Annotated in this window: 16 protein-coding genes, 5 tRNA genes and 1 pseudogene; 8 read left to right on the top strand and 14 right to left on the bottom strand. The window is 45.6% G+C overall.

Going from position 1 to position 21,146, the window contains the following annotated elements:
- Positions 1–748: 748 nt before the first annotated feature.
- The 4 genes from R7E51_RS18925 to R7E51_RS18910 all read right to left on the bottom strand — a co-directional run bounded on the left by R7E51_RS18925 (position 749) and on the right by R7E51_RS18910 (position 3,745).
- Complete coding sequence (locus R7E51_RS18925; RefSeq protein ID WP_085570076.1) at positions 749–1,078, bottom strand: SMR family transporter; 330 nt, start codon at positions 1,076–1,078, stop codon at positions 749–751.
- Positions 1,075–1,479, bottom strand: coding sequence for an SMR family transporter (locus R7E51_RS18920; protein ID WP_005379135.1), 405 nt, complete (start codon positions 1,477–1,479; stop codon positions 1,075–1,077). Before R7E51_RS18920 ends, R7E51_RS18925 begins: the two co-directional genes overlap by 4 nt.
- Before the next feature lie 267 nt (positions 1,480–1,746).
- The gene (locus tag R7E51_RS18915; protein ID WP_005379132.1) at positions 1,747–2,682 is read right to left on the bottom strand and encodes a LysR family transcriptional regulator; all 936 of its coding nucleotides are present in this window, start codon (positions 2,680–2,682) and stop codon (positions 1,747–1,749) included.
- Between the two features lie 55 nt (positions 2,683–2,737).
- Complete coding sequence (locus R7E51_RS18910) at positions 2,738–3,745, bottom strand: substrate-binding domain-containing protein (protein ID WP_017636149.1); 1,008 nt, start codon at positions 3,743–3,745, stop codon at positions 2,738–2,740.
- A 219-nt stretch (positions 3,746–3,964) separates the two neighbouring features.
- Here R7E51_RS18910 and R7E51_RS18905 point away from each other — a divergent pair, with 219 nt between their 5' ends.
- From R7E51_RS18905 to R7E51_RS18880, 6 genes are all read left to right on the top strand, one after another.
- Complete coding sequence (locus R7E51_RS18905) at positions 3,965–5,317, top strand: serine/threonine-protein kinase (RefSeq protein ID WP_053349772.1); 1,353 nt, start codon at positions 3,965–3,967, stop codon at positions 5,315–5,317.
- A 13-nt stretch (positions 5,318–5,330) separates the two neighbouring features.
- Positions 5,331–6,803, top strand: a complete 1,473-nt coding sequence (locus R7E51_RS18900; RefSeq protein WP_170890707.1) for a chromosome partitioning protein ParA — start codon at positions 5,331–5,333, stop codon at positions 6,801–6,803.
- 2 nt (positions 6,804–6,805) lie between these two features.
- Positions 6,806–7,378: a sigma-70 family RNA polymerase sigma factor gene (locus tag R7E51_RS18895; RefSeq protein ID WP_005379118.1), complete on the top strand. Its 573-nt coding sequence runs from the start codon at positions 6,806–6,808 to the stop codon at positions 7,376–7,378.
- 2 nt (positions 7,379–7,380) lie between these two features.
- Positions 7,381–8,940: a hypothetical protein gene (locus R7E51_RS18890; protein ID WP_206957976.1), complete on the top strand. Its 1,560-nt coding sequence runs from the start codon at positions 7,381–7,383 to the stop codon at positions 8,938–8,940.
- Positions 8,941–9,202: 262 nt separating this feature from the next.
- The gene (locus tag R7E51_RS18885; protein WP_017821132.1) at positions 9,203–11,524 is read left to right on the top strand and encodes a hypothetical protein; all 2,322 of its coding nucleotides are present in this window, start codon (positions 9,203–9,205) and stop codon (positions 11,522–11,524) included.
- Positions 11,514–11,657, top strand: coding sequence for a hypothetical protein (locus R7E51_RS18880; RefSeq protein ID WP_012841245.1), 144 nt, complete (start codon positions 11,514–11,516; stop codon positions 11,655–11,657). Before R7E51_RS18885 ends, R7E51_RS18880 begins: the two co-directional genes overlap by 11 nt.
- A 75-nt stretch (positions 11,658–11,732) precedes the next feature.
- On the opposite strand, the gene R7E51_RS18875 is transcribed toward R7E51_RS18880, so the two are convergent.
- The 5 genes from R7E51_RS18875 to R7E51_RS18855 form a co-directional block, all read right to left on the bottom strand.
- Complete coding sequence (locus tag R7E51_RS18875) at positions 11,733–12,752, bottom strand: SPOR domain-containing protein (protein ID WP_206957977.1); 1,020 nt, start codon at positions 12,750–12,752, stop codon at positions 11,733–11,735.
- A gap of 157 nt (positions 12,753–12,909) precedes the next feature.
- Positions 12,910–13,860, bottom strand: coding sequence for an ABC transporter permease (locus tag R7E51_RS18870; RefSeq protein ID WP_005384239.1), 951 nt, complete (start codon positions 13,858–13,860; stop codon positions 12,910–12,912).
- A 2-nt stretch (positions 13,861–13,862) separates the two neighbouring features.
- A complete protein-coding gene (locus R7E51_RS18865; protein WP_005379110.1) occupies positions 13,863–14,840 on the bottom strand; it encodes an ABC transporter permease in 978 nt (325 codons plus the stop codon).
- Positions 14,841–14,987: 147 nt separating this feature from the next.
- Complete coding sequence (locus R7E51_RS18860) at positions 14,988–16,541, bottom strand: ABC transporter substrate-binding protein (RefSeq protein ID WP_017821134.1); 1,554 nt, start codon at positions 16,539–16,541, stop codon at positions 14,988–14,990.
- Between the two features lie 92 nt (positions 16,542–16,633).
- Entirely contained in the window at positions 16,634–18,349 is a 1,716-nt protein-coding gene (locus R7E51_RS18855; protein WP_005379108.1) for a dipeptide ABC transporter ATP-binding protein, read from the bottom strand.
- A gap of 661 nt (positions 18,350–19,010) precedes the next feature.
- On the opposite strand from R7E51_RS18855, the gene R7E51_RS18850 reads away from it, so the two are divergent.
- On the top strand, positions 19,011–19,736 hold the full coding sequence (locus tag R7E51_RS18850; RefSeq protein WP_005379107.1) for an HAD family hydrolase: 726 nt from the start codon (positions 19,011–19,013) through the stop codon (positions 19,734–19,736).
- 338 nt (positions 19,737–20,074) lie between these two features.
- Here R7E51_RS18850 and R7E51_RS18845 read toward each other — a convergent pair.
- The 5 genes from R7E51_RS18845 to R7E51_RS18825 form a co-directional block, all read right to left on the bottom strand.
- A tRNA-Pro gene (locus R7E51_RS18845) sits at positions 20,075–20,151 on the bottom strand.
- Positions 20,152–20,215: 64 nt separating this feature from the next.
- A tRNA-His gene (locus tag R7E51_RS18840) sits at positions 20,216–20,291 on the bottom strand.
- Between the two features lie 48 nt (positions 20,292–20,339).
- Positions 20,340–20,416, bottom strand: a tRNA-Pro gene (locus R7E51_RS18835).
- Positions 20,417–20,485: 69 nt separating this feature from the next.
- Positions 20,486–20,561: transfer RNA gene (locus R7E51_RS18830), tRNA-His, on the bottom strand.
- Positions 20,562–20,594: 33 nt separating this feature from the next.
- Positions 20,595–20,671: transfer RNA gene (locus R7E51_RS18825), tRNA-Arg, on the bottom strand.
- A gap of 335 nt (positions 20,672–21,006) precedes the next feature.
- Here R7E51_RS18825 and R7E51_RS18820 point away from each other — a divergent pair.
- Positions 21,007–21,146 (top strand): annotated as a pseudogene (locus R7E51_RS18820) (c-type cytochrome); the annotation flags it as partial.

Here is a 21,146-nt window from a genome sequence, read left to right as displayed (position 1 = left end):
TTCAGAATGACGAGCTTTGAGATTGGCCACCGCTCTTTCTAAAAACGAATGAATCCGTCATTCCGACGAGCCTAGGCGAGATCAGGAATCTAATATCAACGTGCTGTGAAGCCAGAGAAAATCCCCTCTGCTACAGCACTTTTTGTTGGTAGATTCTGAATCTTGCTCGTCCTTCGCTGTTCAGAATGACAAGCTTTAGGATTGGTCACTGCTCTTTCTAAAAAAATGAATCCGTCATTCCGACGAGCCTAGGCGAGATCAGGAATCTACTATCAACGTGTTGTGAAGCTAGAGAAAACTCCTCTGCCACAGCACTTTTTGTTGGTAGATTCTGAATCACACTCGTCCCTCGCTATTCAGAATGACGAGCTTTGAGATTGGCCACCGCTCTTTCTAAAAACGAATGAATCCGTCATTCCGACGAGCCTAGGCGAGATCAGGAATCTAATATCAACGTGCTGTGAAGCCAGAGAAAATCCCCTCTGCTACAGCACTTTTTGTTGGTAGATTCTGAATCACGCTCGTCTCTTGCTGTTCAAAATGACGAACTTTAGGATTGGCCTCTGTTCTTTTTAAAAATGAATGAGTCCGTCATTCCGACGAGCCTAGGCGAGATCAGGAATCTAATATCAAGGTGCTGTGAAGCCAGAGAAAACCCCTCTTCCACAGCACTTTTTGTTGGTAGATTCTGAATCACGCTCGTCTCTTGCTGCTCAGAATGACGATATCTAGCATTCAGTAAATTACATCAAGCGGTCTTCATCACTACGACGGCAGCAATCACCACAAAGATACCAAACCAGCCGATTGGTTTGAGTTTCTGCTTAAACAGCAAGGCTCCACCCACTGCGGTACCCAAGATACCGATCGCACCCCAAGAGGCATAAGCAATGGCTAAGTCGATCTCTTTCACCGCTTGTGCCAACAGCGTGAATGCTGTCAGTACCAACACAATCGCCGCAATGCCCCAGCTTTTATATTTAAAGCCTTTTGAGCGTGTCAGCGCCATATTGGCCATGATATCGACCAAGGCAGCCATCACGACAAATCCAAATGACATCGTAAAAAATTGACTCATGATTCGCACCTTGTACTAGTAGAAAATGAACGTTCTTTTGCCGGTTTATCGGCATTTTTCTTGGCGTTAGGTTGACCATGTGATTCCCCTAAGGTCACACACACAATGCCAACAACGGCTAACATCAAACCAAACAATTCTTGATGGTTTAAGTTGGCATCAAAGGCGATGATCGACACCACGGTGATCAACGAGATACCTAACCCTTCCCAAACAGCGTATGCCACACCTATCGATATTTTCTTCGCGGCAAACGCGAGAAAGTAGTAAGAGATTGCGATCAGCACATACATTACGATGTAGCCCCACCACCCGTGCCCTTGTCCGATAAGAGACATAGTGCTGGTGCCAGCCACTTCGGCAACGATGGCGAGCAATAAAAATAGACGTGCAACTAGCATGATTAATCCTCCATCAGAAATTAAAAAAATGCATAACGGAGAATGGTGAATGCCGCGTACCTGTATCGACATTCAAAAAGTTAAAAAGATAAAAATGAGCCACTTCTCCTGACTATTTGAGATAAGGTTAGCGCTGGGTAGGAAAAAGAGACAGGTAATTGAGATATTCATTTTTGAATATCTTAAGAAGTAAGTTGTCTATGTAATCACACAATATTGATAAGGTTAAAGCATCTACTCTCATTCAGCCGATGCCATAAAGTGACATCACTGCGTAAAAATCAGAGGCGTGTTGAGGGTTTGTCGCACCACTTTATGTAGGTGTCTGTGCAAAGGATGGTTGCGGTTGGTTTGAAGGAAACCGCCAGAGACAACAAACTGGCTAAACTCACGATTAACGGGTGGCATTGCGTAAGAGGCGAGTTCTGGCATCAACAATGCCGAGCTTTGACTGGCATACATAATCGCGTCGGTTTCTTGCAACATTTGGCAAGCCAAACGCAAATTATAGGACTTCAGTAACACTACTGGCTCATAACCCATGCGTCGATACTCGGACTCCACGGTACAAAGCGGTTTATATGACGCTGGCGCAGGCAAAGAGACGAGTGGTAGTTTGGACACCGTGTCCCAATCATTGCTGACTTTCGACAACGTTGGGTGGTTTTTGCGCGCCAAAATCACTCGTTTTTCAACGAATAACGGGCGCATGTAAATGTCTTTCGACAGCTCGGTCTCTTGGTCAAGAATGCAGTAATCGTGCTCGCCTTCTAACATTTCATCGTGCGAGTAAGTATTCCAGCTGGAAAAGGCAAAGTGCGCTTTGGGAAAGGCTCGATGACAGCCAGTGAGCAGTCGCTGCCCTTGTTCATCCATCAAATAAGGATCAGTTACAATCGCAATCTGCCCTTGGTATTGCAGTGGGTCGAACACTTCAAATTCTTGCACCACTTTTTCCAGTGGCGCAACCATATTGTCGAACTCGGCGGCGAGACGAATCGCCATGGGTGATGGCTCTACCCCATGTGCTTTACGCACAAAAAGCGGGTCATCAAACACTTGCTTCAACTTCATCACGCCGCGGCTGGCGCTCGGTTGAGAAATGCCAAGCTGCATTGCGGCCAGCTTGATGCTGCGGTTTTCCACCACGGCTTTTAATAAACGCATTAAGTTGAGATCCAATGCATCCAGCTGATGTGCCATACCCTAACCTACCAATACCATTGATGAGCGAATACAAAGAGCAGTTAACAATTAGTTAAACACTCTCTCCCGACGTGATCTGATACCCCATATCGAAGACTTTTTCTTCTTGCGTTTCGCCTTTCAGGCGTGCAATTAATAGCTCTGCGCTCTTTACACCAATTTGGAAACGCGGCGTATCAACGCTGGTCAGTTTCGGGCTGATGGTTTGACCGATATCCAGCGCGTTATAGCCCGCCACTGCCAATTGCTGTGGAACTTGAATGCCACGTTGCTGCGCACTCAGCATGGTGCCAATTGCGATGTCATCGTTGGTACAGAACACCCCATCGAGCGTTGGGTGCGTTTCCAGTGCACGTTCGAGCAAATCATGCGCTAAAGAAAAACTAGAATGATCACCAGTTAATACATGTTTGGGTTCTAGCCCTGCTTCTGTCATCGCGCGATCGTAACCTTGCATCCGCAATTTGGTTCGCGTATCCAGACGCGCGCCAAAATAGACGATTGTACGCTTCCCCGTATCTAGCATCTGCTTAACCACGGTGTACGACGCATCTTCATGATCGAGTCCAACCGCCATATCAATCGGCTCCGATGGCAGTTCCATGGTTTCGACCACCGGAATGCCCGCATTTTTGATCATCTGTAATGTACGCGGCGTGTGATGGCTTTCAGTTAGAATAAGCCCATCGACTTGATAAGAGAGTAATGACGCGATCTTGCGCTCTTCTTCAAGCTCATCGTAGCTAAAATGCGCTAAAAGCGTCTCATAGCCATTGGCTTTGGTCACCATCTCTATGCCCTGAACAAAGGAAGCAAAAATTTGGTTGGACAAAGACGGCAGTAAAATACCAATGGCTTTACTGGAGGACTTTGACAACATCGCCGGTGCACGGTTTTCGATGTAACCCATCTCTTCAATCGCAGTCGCAATCTTGGCCCGAGTCTTTTCTGCCACCGATTCAGGGTTACGCATATAGCGTGAAACGGTCATCTTCGTGACGCCAACCTGGTCTGCGACATCCTGCAATGTCGTACGAGTTTTCTTATTCTGTTGAGCCATAAATATGTGATTTATCAGTAATGTTACAAGTAACATTATGACGAATAGACTCTCTGCCGACAAGCTCAGTGAAAATAATTCGCAAAATCATGACGTTATTACTCCACTAGCCATCAAATTGCGTTTCATGGATTGTGAATCAAAACCGAATAAATAAATGACATTTATATCAAAGTTCTTATAAAATGCCGTACCTAAAAGAATAAGACATTAGTCACAGTGCAGTTAGGCTCTAGCGAAACCCAGATTTACTACCACCTGCTTGATCTGGACGACTCCCAAAAGCAGCAATACCTCCAAGCATTGCAACGAAGTCAACCTGAGCTGTATCGACAACTCGTTCCTCTTTTAGCCAACGAGACACCGGAAGAACAACTAACGCAGTTACTTTATTTTGGTGCTCATCAGGCTACGAACCAAGACGTCGATCTAAGCGGAGAAATCATCAGTAAGTACCGCCTAACTCATGAGTTGGGGCGTGGTGGCATGGGTGTCGTATACGCCGCTCTACGTGCAGATGAAACGTTCGAGCAAGATCTGGCTATCAAGTTTATTCAAAGCAATTTGAGCAATGTGTTAGGGCAACGCGCACTCTTCGATGAAGCTCAACTTCTCGCGCGTCTAAACCATCCTTACATCGCGAAAGTGTTTGACGGCGGTCTCCATCAAGATTCGGTTTACATCGTGATGGAGCGGGTGTTTGGTCAAACTTTGGATGAGTATCTATCTGAAAATAAGCTAGAAAAAACGGAGAAGCTGCTGTTGTTTAAGCAGATCTGCCAGGCGATGGAGCACGCCCACCAGCACCAGGTTTTGCATGCCGATCTAAAACCAGAAAATATACTGATTGATCGTAGCAAGCGTCCCAAGCTGCTTGACTTCAACTTGACTCAAAAAGCGCACTCCAACCGAGAAGATTCACCCTCAGCGCTGATTGCGTTTAGCCAAAATTTTGCCAGCCCAGAGCAGCAAGCAGGACAGGTTCTAACAGAGCAAAGCGACGTGTACTCCTTAGGCAAAATTCTCGCTTTGATGTTTCCATCACCAACAATTTGGTCTGATGTTTACTGGGTGATAAGACGCGCAACGCGTCCTGCCACTCAAATGCGATATATCAATGTTCGAGCATTGCGCATTGATATCGAACGAATTATCGAACGCCGTCCAATCGAGCAGAAAAAAAACTGGCCATTGTATAGCGCCTTTCGCTTGGTACAACGACGTCCCCTTGCTTCGGTATTGTCAGGCATCATTGTGCTCTCTGGTGTGTTATTTGGCAGCGCCATGATGCAAAAGAATATCCAGCTGCAACAAGAGAAGAAGATTGCAGAAGATATGATGTACGAAATGACTCGCCTCATCTTCCACGCGAAGGGGCAAAATGTCGAACATCTCTCAGTGAACTCCATGATGGAGTTAACACGAAGGCGGATACTCTCTAACCCAGATATCCCCAAACATATAAAACAAAAAATGTTGTTGGCGATGATGACACCGGTGCCAGAGAAGCACCTAACTACACCAATGAGTTGTCAGCCAAATTGTGCGTCTAAGGACAGCACCAACCAATAAGGCTTAAAACAAGATGTATACACATTCAGTGGTATTTTGGCTGTCTGCATTGACGGCTACGTCCACGTTGGCAGCAGACGTTTCAGCTGCCACTTCACACCCACCAGCTTCAACCTTGAAGCAAGGCTACTTTATCGACGCCCCAGTGACTGGCCTGTATTACAAAACCAGTTCCAATATCACTGGCGTCACTCAGCAAGGAGCATTTCATTACCAACCCGGTGATGTAATTAGCTTCTTCCTTGGTAACGATGATAAAGGTTATCTGCTGACGACCTTATCAAGCCAAGAAGTGCTGACGCCGACGATGGCGACAACCAAACCTAGCCGCAGCATCAATATGACGCGTCTGCTGCTTTCTCTCGACAGCACGCCTGAGAATCGTGAGGAAATTGTCCTAGCAAACCGTGTGCTGTCTGATCCTCACTTTCAAAGCCAGCTCAAAGGCCTTGATCTCAATTACCTAGATGACGCTAAACGCTACCTCAATCTCGATTGGGTATCTGTCAATGAGGCGATTGAGCACCTAAACGAAAGCCAGCAGTACATTGAAAAAAATTTTTCCTCTGATGAGATCATTTTTGAACCTCGCGACATGACGTTCAAAAACATCGTCATCAAAAAGAAGGATTGGCAAGGCCGCGCTTGTTCTTACGATCTACGCTATCAGCATCACCCCAAATATCGTCCTCCTATTGGTGAAACTCGATTCACCATCACCAAAGACTCATTGATTGAACACCCAAGCATTGGCGATCATTTTCAAGGCTGCTTCCTCTCGATGAAACGCCCTATCACGGAAGATGTCGTCGAACCGATAAGCAAGTTTGCGGATTGGTTTAATATCGTTGGTTGTTCAATCACAGGGTGCACCCGCAACGACTTGAATGGCTTCTCTCTCGAAGACTTCGATGATGAAGGCGACTGGAAGTACCGCTCCGTTGCCCTCAATTTTGATCCGAGCACCGAGTTATTGATGGAAAAAGTACAAGGTCTCGGGCGTAAAAAAAACATCCAACACAATAACCGTACAGAAATGCTCTGGTTTACGTATCCCAATACTAGCGAACACGATATTGACTACCTCGGCGTGTGGCAGCAAACCGAATACCACCAACAGTCCATGACACAATCGTGCCTATTGATGCGCCATCAACAAGTCATGCGACTGCCGCAAAATACGGACACCTGCCCAACCGATACAAGCCTGTACACCCAAGATGTTACCCGCGAATTTGCCGACATGTGGTGGGTCAACAATAGCGCCCCCAAAGCCGAACTCGCGCAAATGAACGTCATGGTACGTTGGTCAACAACCCCATCCGAAATCAATTACACCACCTGGGAATACTTGCCAGCTGGTGCAACTTGGGAGCAAGGCATTTTATATCGCTATCAACAAAATGTTCTGCGCAACCAAGACGGTTCCGATCGCATTGAAACCCACACCATTTCTGAATTTGTCAAAGTGAGCGAGGATGTATAACCATGGCAACAGCAGTAGCACTGACACAAATCATTCAACAATGGCAATCTGGTGATAAACGAGCTGAGAGCGAGCTCTATCAGTTTGCTTATTTACAGTTGCGTAAGATCGCCCAACACGAGCGTGAACGAAATGCAGAAAAGTACGGCACCGACAACAAAGTACTGGCAGACAGCGTCAACAGCACCACGGCATTAATTCATGATGCTTACCTGAAAATGTCCAACTGCGACATGAGTGAAATTGAAACAAAGCGCGATTTCTTTTTGATGGCCGCCAAAGTGATGCGTCAAATCTTGATCGACAACGCACGCTCGCACCAAGCACAAAAGCGTCAACACATTACATTGATGAGAGATGAAGAAGATCGTTTCGAGCAATTGATTATCATGGATAAAGCTCTGGATAGTTTCAGTAGCCGCTATCCACGCCAATCGAGCGCACTCAAACTCAAGTATTTAATGGGCATGAAAAACCAAGAAATCAGTGAGCTACTCGAATGCAGCGCAAGCCTGATAGAGAAAGACCTCAAATTCTCTCGCAGTTGGCTACAATCACGAATGGCGCACACGTAATCATGAACAAAAAGCGTTGGATAATCGGCGCAGTATGCGTCGGTTTGTTCGGTATTTACTTCATTTCAAACAAACACAATTTGGCATCTGTGGAAGACTCGTCAGACAACGCCGACAAGTCAACCCAGCAAGCACATCGTCAATATGAGCGCACATCTTTAGTTGAAGTAAAGCAAGCGTTGACAGGTTCTGCGTTGGATCGCACTCATAAAAAAGCGGGAGATGACGCATTTAACTCCGCCCTTTTAGGACAACCAGGCCCTGTTACGAATCCATTTCATACCACAGAAGACAACACGTTTTACGAGTCAGCATTGGGTGATAAGAACAGCCGACCACAAGAGGACCCATCAGAGAATAATAAACCCATCATCAACCTCACTGTGGAACAGCAGCTACAAACCATTATTTATGCTTGGGAGCTGAAACAAAACTCTCCGGTGAGTTATTCGCTCAACCTTAACCAGCTTTTTGAAGACCCAGATGGCGATCTCCTCACCACTCAGATTTGGCTTGAAAACGCCAATGGGTTAAGAGTCCTCAACCAAGGACAAATGATGGTGCAAGGAGCGCCTGAGGAAATAAAAACCACCACATATTTGGCGGTAGCAGCGCGCGATGATTATCACGGTAATAGCGATCATGCATGGGTCACAACGCGCTTTGAGTTACCCGTTATCACACCCGATCAAAATGACACAGAACACTCGTTAGTTGGCGATGTAGTTTATCGCCTAGAGACGACACAAAATCTTGCAGGTATCGCGTACGCGTATGAAGTGGTGTATTGCGAGGCCTTTCAGTTTGAGGGGGGCGAAGTAAGTTATGCCGCCTCACACAACAAACGCCAGTGTCCTGAAAAGGGAGACTTGAAAAAAGTGGGCAAGTACAAAATCAGTGATGACTCGTTGATCGTTTATGTCCAAGGTGTACGCCAAATTTGGACCATCAAAAAAGAATACCCATCTCAGGTTCATGAAGATACTCGGAACTACTTCACCACCGTGTTTGATGGTAAACAATTCGAAAGCTATACCATGCAAAAGAACAAGCAGTCCATGGAAAAGCGCATCAATGTCCACACTGGCGAGTACGAATATCAAGGAACGTCGTTTGACTACCTCTTTCCAATTTCAGGAGGAGGTTACATAAACGGGACTGCTAGCAACTACATATTTGATAGAAGTGTTCAGGGTAACGAACCAGTGCACAAGCTGGACTCTGATCTCAATATGAAATCAAATCAACATGACCTATTTTGTCATGATTATTTATTTTACTGGTACAGCTCTATCGTAGCGGGGCGAGGAGAGTTTGCCGATATTATCTCTAGCTCAATGGATTTTGACGGCATAAATCCAATACATTGTGCTGAATGGTCAGATAATTACTGGCAACGAACATTTATGTTTTACAACCTTGAATACACAGATTACGACATATTCATTCCAGGCGAAGTCTACAGTTATGTGCTTAAACCTCACCCTCAATTTGCTGATCGCGTTGAGGAATTTAAGATCAACATGATTTATCACGCCCCTGTCCTTAGCGACACCCAATAAACCTTTTTTACCGATGGTTATATTAACAAAACAATCATTCCCAAAATAAAACTGGAACCGTGATCAAATTATAAATTTTCCATCATAGACAAAAAATAGAAATAAATTTTACGGGTTTTGTGCGGATTTTCGTGTCTTGAACCTAAGCTCAATAGTCATTAAAAAGACACCACTCTCTTATATCTCACTAGTGAGATATAAAGAAAAAAATAATAAAAAAAGCGACTTTCTCATTCGGAAACGAAACAAGGACAAATAAATAATGAATAAGGTGAGTTTACTAGCAGCGTCAGTGGCTATCGCTCTTACAGGCTGTGGCGGTTCAGATGGTGGTTCAAACAGTGCTAACGACGGCGTTGTGATCACAGGTTTTGACGGCTACTTCAAGCATGCCGTTGTTTTTGAAGATACGAACAACAACGGCCAATGGGACACTCAAGAAACATTCCTTGGTCTGACCGATGAGAAAGGTCAACTGAAATTGGATGCAACACCAGAAAGCACTCTAGCGCTACAGACCATCACACCAAACGGTTCAAAGCAGAAACAGCTCATCGCCTTGGATGCGAAAGAGTACGCTGGCAAATACACGGTTGATATGGATCATCCAGGCCAAGCTATGGCGCACGAAATCGTATTCCGTGCACCAACATCGTCAAACGTGATTTCACCTATCACGGATCTTGTGGCGATTGAAATGGCAAAAGATCCAGCCATTAGTGAAGAAGATGCGAAAGCGAAAGTAAACCAAGCGCTAGGAGGCTCAGAAGAAGCACCAATTGATCTGTACAGTGATTTTGTTGAAGGTGCGACAAAAAACGCCGAACTACATAAAACCGCTCAGATTCTGACCGACTCGAAAGCACAAAACCCAACGAACTACGAGAAAAAAGCCACGGAGTTTGCTCAAGCGGCAAACCAAGAAGTGGAACGTCTTGTTGCATCTGGCGAAAACATCAATGACCCAAATCTACGTCCAATCATCACTGACGCGACCCCAGACAGCGACACCTTAGCACCTGAAACGGCAGTTAATAACAAGCTAACCGTAAACAAAATCGTCGAAAAGGCAGCTAAAGATAAGCTAGAAAAACTACCAAAAATCGTACAAGGCGTGGATTTTGATGGCTTAGAGCTAGACATTGAAGGTCTATTTGCAGACAAAGACCAAAACCTTGTGACAACCAAACTGACGCACAACTTTGCAGGCACAGGCATTGAAGTTGTGCAAACTGGCAACCTGATTGTTCTACATCCAACTGCAATCGTAGAGAAAGCTGGTGATTTTGAGATTGTTCTAACGGCGCAAGACATTGATTCGTCAGGTAAGGTTTTGGGTACGGTAAGCACCGTATTTCAGTTCGAAATCGAATCGGCAAACTTACCACCAATGGTTGTAGAAACAGAACAAGCGCGTCTGCAGTCCATCGTTGATGGTTGGTACCTACAACAAGGTGAAGTGTTTGAACAAACACTCGATATTTCTGGTTTGTTCCAAGATAAAGACGGTCAAATTACCGACTACTCAGCGGACTATGTAGACATTGAAGGTCTAACAGTATCTGAGGATGGTAATGCAATTATCACCATTAAAGGCACACCAACAAAAGCAGGTGAAGCTGGAGCAGTACTTGCGATTAGCGCAACAGATGGCCATACCGCGGTACAAATTGCACTCAGCATGCCAACGGTTATCGAAGGCGTCACGCCACCACCAGTAGTACCGACTTTGGGCTTCACTCACGAGCACTTCAACGGTCAAGAATGGAAAATGGGTAGCTTTGCACAGAAAGATGGTGAAATTGGCTACGCCATGTTGATGCAAGATTCTGAAGGCCTACTATTCTGCTGGGGTTCAAACCACGATGAGATGAATCAAGAGTACAAAGCGAACATCAGTGACTTCCTAAAAGACACATGGGAACACGATGCTTACGCCATTCTTGCCGATCTGGACCAACAAACTGGTTACACGGAATACAACAATAAAGACTGTAACGACGTTGAGCTGAAAGACGGTAAGCTATACAACAGCTACGGCGACGAGTATGAAATGTTGTACCAGCACAAAACCGAGCATAACGGTACTCAAATGATCGTTAAAATATCAGATGATGAGCTGTTCTGGATGGACTCAAGCAATACCCCATTTGCAGAATCACTTTCGGTTGCAGAACACATCAAACAAGGCACGGTAGAGCATGACTTGATGGTAGAAAGTAATGGCACAGGCGACGACACAGTCCTGAAATACTCGTCAGGTACGTACGAATACGACACTGATACTTACAACTACACTTCGTTCATGCCAACAGGATTCCAAACTCCAGGTAATTGGGAAGTCCAGAATGATGAAGACCGCGAACTGCTGATTCTAGAAGAAACAGGCTCAGAGTCAGATTACAAAACTCGTCATCGTTACATCAACCGCGATTTTGGTGACTTTTATATTGGTATTCGTTGGAGTAAAGAACAAAACGGTCATGAATCCGCACCGGAATATGGTCTGTACTCTAACAGCAAAGAAGCCATGACAAGCATCGCGAGTTCACTACCGATTTTGGAGCCTGGTGATGATGACTAAAGCAACCATCGTTAACCCTTGCTGTGATAGCGTACATTTGCGTAGAAGACGCAGAACACTTTGGGAACGATTGGTCGGCATCAAAGAAGTGTATATCTGCTCTAACTGTCACAAAGAAACGCCACTCAAATAGCGATAATATTTGAGACCGCAAAAAAGCCCCGAACTCGGGGCTTTCTTCTATATTTTGACCACAATATCTGAGTCGTTATTTCACGCACACCACGTTCAATAATGAGGTCCCGGTGAGCTGATTGGGCTCACGATCGGCGAACAAACCTTTCTTATCTTTGCCCCAATACGGCAGTTGCAGTGGCCATTGATTTTTTTCCATCACCCCAGAAGCCCTCAGCGCTTTAAACTCTGCAGGGTTAGCTAAGCTCATACCCAGTTGCTGACATACTTTGTGCGAGTTTTCGTAGTTGAGGCGGTTCCACGGCTTACCATGTTCCATGTAAAACTGATTATGGTGATCGAGTAAATATGGGACCACGTACGTTTTGCCCTGTACTGAAGTTCTCAACCGAACTTCAATGTCATCATTTCCAGTGACAATTGGCTTCGCTTTGGTCTTAGCAACAGGCGTAGACGAAGAGCTATCACGTGAACTTTTTGCCTTGGTATCTGGCTTCTCTGCCCGCGCTTTAAAGGCGTCGGTATCAGCTCGCACAGCAGGAACTGGCGCGGGTTTCGGGGTCACCATCGGTGTTGGCTTAACCGAAGATGAGGCTGATTTCGACGATACAGTAGATTTAGGTGTAGGTGGTGTTACTGGTTGTTTCGTCCCTTTCCCAACCACTCGGATGAACGCCTCTTTGTAATTCGACAAGGTTTTGACTCCTCGTAAGTCATCCCTCGCATCAGACAATGCCTTGTAAGGTCCAATCAAACAGCGATAGCCTTTGGATTCAGGCTTCATCCATACGTCAGTCGTGATTTTACTATAGAGAGGCTTAGCTTTCGCGAGAGACATAGGCTTGGGTAGCAATCCGCATTGAATCCAGTAAAGGTAGTTGCCCCCCTGCGGCACTTTCTTTCCCCATACTCCGTTACCAATTGGGCACGTTTTCTCAAGCATCGGTAATTCTTTCTCGCTGGCTTGAGTGGCTTGGCAAAGGAACTCCTCCGCCGATACTGGGCTAGAAAACTGGGCGCATACCAGCAACAAGCCGAAAGCTAGGCTTGCTTGGAAGATACGAGATGGGTGTTGTGCCTTCTTCATTTCCATACACTTCACTCTAAATTAGTGGGTAAGGTCATTATGGCGGCAAAGCGCCAAAAAAATGTGAACAAAGAATAACTAGCAAAAAAAGAGCCGGAATTTGCATCCGGCTCTCAGTTTAGGAAGGAATTAAGCGAATTTACAACGCTTGGTGGGAAAATTCTTATCCTTTGTACAGTTTCGGGTTGAATACATCACGTAGCCAGTCGCCCAACAGGTTGATAACCAAAACCAATGTTACGAGCACGATGCCTGGGAAGGCAGTAATCCACCACGCACCTGAGAAGATGTAGTTAAAGCCGATGCTGATCAGCGCACCTAGTGACGGCTGATCAACAGGAAGACCCAAACCTAGGAATGACAGTGCCGCTTCCGACATGATCGCGTTCGCTACCTGTACCGTCGAGATAACCAAGATTGGCGATAGACAGTTTGGCAGAATGTGACGGAACATGATTCGCGGAGCTTTAAAGCCCATCACACGCGCCGCTTCGACGTATTCTTTCTTCTTCTCTGCCAATACCGAGGCACGAATTGTCCGTGCGTATTGCGGCCATTCAGCCACACCGATGATCACCACCAGCATCACCACTGCGTATTGGCTGTAAAAATCGCTGCCAAAGCTGGCTTTGAAAATGGCCGATACGATGATCGCCACCATCATGGTTGAGAACGATAGTTGAACATCGGCAAAGCGCATCAAGAAGCTATCGATACGACCACCGAAGTAACCCGCCGACAAACCAATGATGATACCCAGAATCAACTGAAGACCGACGGCTAAAAAGCCGATCGTCAAAGACAAACGAGAACCGTAAAGAATGGTCGATAAAATATCACGGCCTTGCTCATCAGTACCAAGAACAAAACGCTCATCGCCATCTTCCATCCACGAAGGTGGCAACTCAGAATCCATGATGTCGATAGACGTCAGATCGTACGGATCTGTTGGCGCAAGAATCGGTGCAGCCAATGCCAATACTAAGAACATCATAAAGACGGTAAAACTCGCCATCGCCACTTTGTCGCGTTTGAAGTAATACAGAAAATCTGACTCTTTGAAACGCTGCCACGCTGATGGAGCAGGAGCTGGTGTTAAATTTGATTGGCTCATGATTAAGCTCCTTTTCCAGTTAGGTTCACAGTTGGGTTGATGATGCCGTACAGCAAGTCAACGATGGTATTGGTTACCACGAAGATCAGACCAACAAAGATAACGTAGGCAGTGATCAGCGGTGTATCTACACGGTTGATTGCCTCTAGGAAAAGGAAGCCAGTGCCCGGCCATTGGAACACGGTTTCAGTAAGAATGGTGTAGGCCACCATGGTACCAATCTGCACACCACCTACTGTCAATACTGGCAGCATGGTGTTCTTAAGTGCATGTTGGTAATAAATCTTTTGTAAGTTCAAACCTTTTGCTTTGGCGAACTTAATGTATTCCGAACTCAGAACTTCCAGCATTTCTGAACGCACCAAGCGGATGAACAACGGCAACATGATAGACGCTAGCGCAATACAAGGTAGGATGAGGTGCTTGATACCATCAATGGTAAAGAAGCCAGATTCCCAACCGAGCACATTAGCGGTCTCGCCCCGCCCGTAGGAAGGCAGCCAACCGAGTTCTATAGAGAAGACATACATCAGCATGATTGCGGTTAAGAACACCGGAATCGAGATACCGACACTGCTCATCGCCATGACAAATTTGGTAAAAACACTCTTAGGATGAATCGCAGAGTACACCCCAAGCGGAATAGAGAAAACAATGATGATAAGCGTCGCGCCAAACACGAGCTCTAATGTAGCTACCAGCTTGTCGAGAATCACCTCAACCGCAGGTCGCTTGAAAAAATATGAGGTACCCAAATCACCTTGCAATGCATTACCCACAAAGCGCGTGTACTTTGTGATAAAGGGATCGTTCAGGCCCAAGTCGTCGCGTAGCGCTTGACGCTCCGATTCCGAAACCGACTGACCTACAAGCTCACGCAGCGGATCACCCAGGTTGTCCTGAATGGCAAACGCCACCAAACTGATCACAAACATCACTATCAGTGCCTGAAACAGGCGCTTGACCAGAAACGAAAACATTCCTTGCCCCTTAACTATCCATAGATCTCTAAATTAGAGAGAAAATTCAGTCTAAATAACCAACTCAATCCGACTGAAACAAAACTGAGTCGAGTGCTTTAAGTTGAGGAGGGAAATCCATCCCTCCTCAAAGTCGACTAACCGTGATTATTCAACCACTAGGTCACCGAAGTAAGGCATTACCATTGGGTTAACGATATCTGCCGCTTTCACGTTAGACTTCGCGCCCCATGCTTCACTTTGCCAGTGTAGCGGTACGAATGCTGCGTCGTTGTATAGTGTCGCTTCTACGCCCTTCAGCATTTCTGCACGTTTCGCAGGATCCGTCTCTACGTTCGCAGCTTCAACCACTTTGTCCATTTCTGGGTTTGAGTAGTAACCACAGTTGTACTGACCACGACCGGTTTCTTCGTTACGAGTCATAGTTAGGAACTCGTTGAAGTTCGCTGAGTCTTCTGTATCTGAGTGCCAACCGATCATCAGCATGTCTGCCGCACACTTGTCGAACTCAGGCCAGTACTGCGCTTTTGGCATGGTCTTCAGATCAACCTTGATACCGATCTTAGACAACATTGCCGCCGCCGCTTGTGCTACTTTCGCATCGTTCACGTAACGGTTGTTTGGTGCGATCATCGTTAGCGTCAGGCCGTTTTCGTAACCCGCTTCTTTCATCAGTTCTTTCGCTTTCTTCAAATCGTAGCGAGGAACCAGTTTGTCATCGTGACCCACGTAACCTGCCGGGCTTTGCTGACCAGCAGCCGTTGCGAAGCCTTTCATGATTTTCTTCACGATACCTTCGTTATTGATTGCGTGAACAATCGCTTGGCGAACGCGAACGTCTTTCAATGCTTCGTTGCTGTTTTGGTTTAGTTGGAACGTGATGATACGAGTACCAGGTAGCGTAACTAGGTCGATGCCATCAGCATCTTCAACGCGTTTGTGGTCGTTTGGCGCTACAGGGTGAATCATGTCAACACCGCCAGAAAGCAGCGCTGCTACACGAGTTGCGTCTTCTTTAATTGGCACAAGCGTTAGCTTATCAACGTTACCTTTCGACTCTTTGTCCCAGTAATCTTTAAAGCGTTCAAATTCCACTTTTACGCCCTGTTCACGTGAAGTCACAATGAATGGACCCGTGCCAGATACGTTAGTCGATGCAAATGAGTTACCGTGCTTCACTAGCTCAGACTTGTCTTTGCCGTCCGCAGTTTTGCCCGTGTAGAACTTGCTGTCCATTGGGAAAATGTACGTTGCGGTTTGCAGCACTAGTGGGTAAGGACCTTTAGTTACAAGATCGAATGTGTTGTCGTCCACTTTGACGATTTTCTCGTACGGGTCGAAGATGTTTTTAAAGTCAGGAGAGCTTTGTAAACGCTGGAACGTCCACACGACGTCGTCAGCCGTTAGAGTATTGCCAGAATGGAATTTCACACCTTCACGCAGTTTGAAACGAACAGTCGTATCGTTAATACGTTCCCAGCTTTCTGCTAGGCGAGGCTCGAAATCCATTTTTTGAGTAAAGCGAACCAACGGATCAAATACCATGTGTGACATTTGCAGTGTGCCACCTGATAGCTGCTCATGTGGGTCAAGCGATACTGGGTCAGCTGCATAGCCAACTTTGATATCTGCTGTCATTGCGTTAAAGCTTAGGCCCGCAGCCATTAGCGCCACTGCTAATTTGCTTTTCATGGTTTTCATTTGCATAACTCCTTCATGCGGGGATACGGATCCCTTGTTGTTGTGTTTGCGTCTTTGTTATGACTAAAGGTTAGCCAAGCGAATTGCTTGGTTTATGCCGTTTCGATCTCTTCTCGCAAGCCAGTAAACTCCGGCATCAGAGAAATCAATTTTTTGCTGTATTCGTGTTGAGGTGCCGTGAATAACTGTTCTGTTGGTGCCACTTCTAAAAGTGTACCCATTTGCATCACACCTACTCGGTCACACATCTGACGAATAACAGGTAAATCGTGGCTGATAAACAACATAGTCAAGTTCAGCTCACTTTGCAGATCTTTCAGCAAGTTTAGAATTTGTGCCTGTACCGATACGTCCAGTGCTGAGGTCGGTTCATCACAAATCAAAAGTCGAGGACGAGTCGCCAACGCACGCGCAATAGAAATACGCTGACGCTGACCACCGGAGAATTCATGAGGATACTTAAGCCCAGCCATTCGACCCAAACCAACATGATCCAATAGGTCATTCACGATTTGGCGAGTTTCCGACTCGTTTTTCGTCAATTTATGAAAACGGATTGGCTCAGCAATAATATCGAATACCTTCATACGAGGGTTCATTGAAGTATATGGGTTTTGGAACACCATCTGCATTTGACGACGCATCGGGCGGCGCTCTTTCTCAGAGGTTAAAGCGGTCAGGTCAATGCCCTCGAATTTCACCTGACCAGAGTTAGGTTGGTATAAACCAGCAATCACACGTGCAATGGTCGATTTACCTGAACCAGACTCGCCCACCAAACCAAAGGTTTCGCCTTCGTGCACTTCAAAGCTCACATTATTAGATGCTTGCACGTATTCTCGGCGGCTTTCGAACAAAGAGTCTTTGGTCACAAAGCGAAGATTGACGTTCTTCACGTCCAAAAGCGGGCCAGTGTACTCACGCTCATCTTGGCTTTGTCCTAACCAGTGGTTCTTGATATCGAGTGGCTCCATTTCCGCCGCTTCTTCGATATAGCTTACTAACGGGAAACGATCTAGCTTTCTGTCTGAACGTGGTACCGCTGAAATTAGACTGCGAGTATAAGAGTGATCAGGATCGCCCAATACTTTGGCTGTTGGTCCAAACTCCACCAAGTCACCACGATACATTACCGCCACGCGATCGGTGACGTTGGAGACGACACCCATATCGTGAGTAACCAACATACAGCCGACATTGTTCTTGATACACAGCTCGCGGATCAAGTTGAGGATTTGGTCTTGGATAGAAACGTCTAACGCCGTAGTTGGTTCGTCCGCGATGATGAGATCAGGCTCACCAGCCAAAGCAATAGCAATGACAACACGCTGACGCATACCACCAGAGAATTGGTGCGGGTACTGTTTTAAGCGGTTTTCTGGTTGCGGAATACCAACCTGCTGCATAAGAGAAAGCGCGCGCTGATACGCCTCTTCATCAGAGACCTTCATGTTAGCGTGGATCGTCTCTTTCAGCTGTTGCTCAACAGTAAAAAGTGGATTGAGCGAGGTCATCGGATCTTGGAAAATAAAACCTATTTTCGAGCCGCGAACCTTACGCATCGCTTCTGGTGATAGGCCAGAAATTTTTTCTCCATCCAAGAATACATCACCGCTAGCAACGCGACCTGGGGGACTAAGCAAATCGATAACAGCGTTACCAACGGTGGATTTACCCGCACCTGATTCGCCAACAACACCCACGATTTCACCACGTTCAATATGAAAAGAAAGTGACTTCACGGCAGCGTGAACGCCGTGTCGGGATGGGTATTCAATACGAAGGTTTTTCACTTCTAATAGTGACATTTCAGACCTCTACTGCCTTGTCTGTGGTATCGAATCATGCCAAAGGCACCATTCATCACCTGAATGAATCCGTTCAAATTCAGAATAATACTCTGAAATCTTAATGCGGAAATAATTTGGCAAAAATCACACAAAAAAGCAACAATTAAAGTATATTCCGCCGAAAAAACATTAAATAAACGCACAATTAGCGAATAAAAATTCATTAACAAGTATTTAACCATTTTCATATCACACTATTTTTGTGCGTCATGCACCAATAAAACTAGAAAAATGCTCTAAAAGTAAACATGAGCTAAACAAGATCATTAACCATATTATTCATGTGTATTTATTAACATTTAACAAACAATATCATATGCAAAAAGTGTTTTTTCAACATAAAAAACTATTAATAAAATAGTCGGCAAATACAAAAAGCCAAACTTAGGAAGAGAAAGGATAGGTCAAAACGTGAACAAAACAGCAAAACCACACAAATCCTGCTCCAACGCAGATTATGCGCCAGTTAAGCGGTTTATTGACTAAGCAAAGGAAAGTACCGCTATCCTCATTCGTACGTCATAAGAAAACTCGCCGATTTTAACCCTTTACGACACAATTGAGAGTGGGATAATAGATGAACAGTGTCAAAGCCAAGCCGTAAATAAAAGGAGCCCCTGTGCTTAAAGCGATTTTTTTTGATATGGACGAGACTTTATGTGCAACGTCACAAGCCGATAAAGTTGCAGGACAAGCGTTTACAACTTGGATTCATAAGACCTACCCACAAGTTACCGAACCAAAAGCGTTTTTGCAGCGCTACTTGCAGGGTGTATACAAAAAGCTGAATGCTGAGTTCCCTCACCTTGTGGCTCTGCTACCCGATGAAAATGCCTTCCGTTGTGGCCTGATCCAAAACATCTTGGCGGAGCAAGGCGTCAGCATCACTGCAAAAGAGGCTCAACAAGCTCAAGACTACTTTGACTCTGCACGTATGGGCGCGTTCACCTTCTTCCCTGGTGTAAAAGAAATGCTCAGCGACCTTCGTCAACATTACAAACTCGTCGTGATCACTAACGGTCCGATTTTTTCTCAACACCCTAAATTAAACGCGACACAAATGAGCAACTGGGTGGACCATATTATTGTGGGAGGAGAAGAGCCAGAAGAGAAACCTGCTACAAGTATTTTCCAAAAAGCGCTCGACTTGGTCGAAGTAAAACCAGAAGAGGCTCTACACGTGGGCGACTCTTTACCTGCTGACATTGCTGGCGCTAACAATATGGGCATTTTGAGTGTGTGGGTGAATGCGACAGGCGCAAGCAACTCAACGGATATAACGCCAAGTTTTGAAATCCAAGAAACGGTAGAACTGAAAGAAATCCTTAAAACACTCGCCCAATAAAAGCAGCGGATTAGAAAACTACAAAACCCCAGACACTGCTCTGGGGTTTATTTTGTCAGCTCGAAAAGCATTTGGATCATAGGTGGTCAAAAGCCCCTAGAGCTGTACACTTTTGGGAAAAATTGAAATGGAATGCCGATTCTTTTCAGGAGAGATGCAAAAAAGCCCCAGTCTTTCGACTGAGGCTCTAAATAGCGGTCGGTGAAGAGCCGAATTCTAACTTCAGGCGAACCCCACTTGGGTTCAAATCCATTGATACATTACCGACTAATACAGTCCAAGCGAGATCATAAACTCTAAAACGACGAAAGCCTGCTAAAAAGCAGGCTTTCTAATAGTGGTCGGTGAAGAGGGATTCGAACCCCCGACCCTCTGGTCCCAAACCAGATGCGCTACCAAGCTGCGCTATTCACCGAACTGTATTTGCTGATTTTCTCAAATCAGACAGGACACTTCAACTAAGAAGTCACCTTAATTAATGGGGTGGCTAACGAGATTCGAACTCGCGACCACCGGAATCACAATCCAGGGCTCTACCAACTGAGCTATAGCCACCATCAATTTTTGCTGTTTACCGCTCTATTAGAGCCATAAACTAAATAGTGGTCGGTGAAGAGGGATTCGAACCCCCGACCCTCTGGTCCCAAACCAGATGCGCTACCAAGCTGCGCTATTCACCGACGATGTTTTATCTTGATTGAATCAAGATTGGGAGCAATGCTACCGCATTCAATCTAAAAAAGAAAGAATGGGGTGGCTAACGAGACTTGAACTCGCGACAACCGGAATCACAATCCGGGGCTCTACCAACTGAGCTATAGCCACCACTGATTTTTACCGATGTATCCTCCGAGGCAATGGTACGCCCGAAAGGATTCGAACCTTCGACCTTTGGCTCCGGAGGCCAACGCTCTATCCAACTGAGCTACGGGCGCATGCCCTATCGGCGGAGTGGAATAATACGGATATCACACTATGCCGTCTAGTACTTTTTTTACTTTTTTTATCGTTTGGTCTCTTTTTCGACAGTTATCTTCCGTTAAAGTGGATTTTTGATGTGATTCACGCCCTGTCATGGATAACTTGTTGTTTATTGCAACAAGTTATCGGGATATAATCACCCATTATTTACATTGATTTAACAGCTGCAACCAAGTTGTCTAATCATTCTATGCCATTCAGTGGAATTTAATGATTTCTCTGCTCGGCATTAATACTCTAACTATATAAATAGGTAAGTCACTTACCTCGGGAATGTGAAGTGGGTTTAATGGATATGTCTCGACAAATGATTAGCGTTTTGTTCGCTGCCTTAACGTTTTCTACGGCAGCTTTAGCTTCTGACATCAGCCAAACTGAATACGATGCGATCGCAGAACGCATCCAACCTGTCGGTGATGTTTATCTAGC

The sequence above is a fragment of the Vibrio sp. Vb1166 genome, from assembly GCF_033338695.1.
Classification (GTDB): Bacteria; Pseudomonadota; Gammaproteobacteria; order Enterobacterales; family Vibrionaceae; genus Vibrio; species Vibrio alginolyticus.
Note: the sequence above shows the minus strand (reverse complement) of the source record. Positions and strands in the feature narration are given on the sequence as shown.

Coding starts and splice junctions, on each gene's coding strand:
- R7E51_RS18925 (WP_085570076.1), bottom strand. CDS start 1,078: ATGAGTCAATTTTTTACGATGTCATTTGGATTTGTCGTGATGGCTGCC.
- R7E51_RS18920 (WP_005379135.1), bottom strand. CDS start 1,479: ATGCTAGTTGCACGTCTATTTTTATTGCTCGCCATCGTTGCCGAAGTG.
- R7E51_RS18915 (WP_005379132.1), bottom strand. CDS start 2,682: ATGGCACATCAGCTGGATGCATTGGATCTCAACTTAATGCGTTTATTA.
- R7E51_RS18910 (WP_017636149.1), bottom strand. CDS start 3,745: ATGGCTCAACAGAATAAGAAAACTCGTACGACATTGCAGGATGTCGCA.
- R7E51_RS18900 (WP_170890707.1), top strand. CDS start 5,331: ATGTATACACATTCAGTGGTATTTTGGCTGTCTGCATTGACGGCTACG.
- R7E51_RS18895 (WP_005379118.1), top strand. CDS start 6,806: ATGGCAACAGCAGTAGCACTGACACAAATCATTCAACAATGGCAATCT.
- R7E51_RS18890 (WP_206957976.1), top strand. CDS start 7,381: ATGAACAAAAAGCGTTGGATAATCGGCGCAGTATGCGTCGGTTTGTTC.
- R7E51_RS18885 (WP_017821132.1), top strand. CDS start 9,203: ATGAATAAGGTGAGTTTACTAGCAGCGTCAGTGGCTATCGCTCTTACA.
- R7E51_RS18880 (WP_012841245.1), top strand. CDS start 11,514: ATGATGACTAAAGCAACCATCGTTAACCCTTGCTGTGATAGCGTACAT.
- R7E51_RS18875 (WP_206957977.1), bottom strand. CDS start 12,752: ATGGAAATGAAGAAGGCACAACACCCATCTCGTATCTTCCAAGCAAGC.
- R7E51_RS18870 (WP_005384239.1), bottom strand. CDS start 13,860: ATGAGCCAATCAAATTTAACACCAGCTCCTGCTCCATCAGCGTGGCAG.
- R7E51_RS18865 (WP_005379110.1), bottom strand. CDS start 14,840: ATGTTTTCGTTTCTGGTCAAGCGCCTGTTTCAGGCACTGATAGTGATG.
- R7E51_RS18860 (WP_017821134.1), bottom strand. CDS start 16,541: ATGAAAACCATGAAAAGCAAATTAGCAGTGGCGCTAATGGCTGCGGGC.
- R7E51_RS18855 (WP_005379108.1), bottom strand. CDS start 18,349: ATGTCACTATTAGAAGTGAAAAACCTTCGTATTGAATACCCATCCCGA.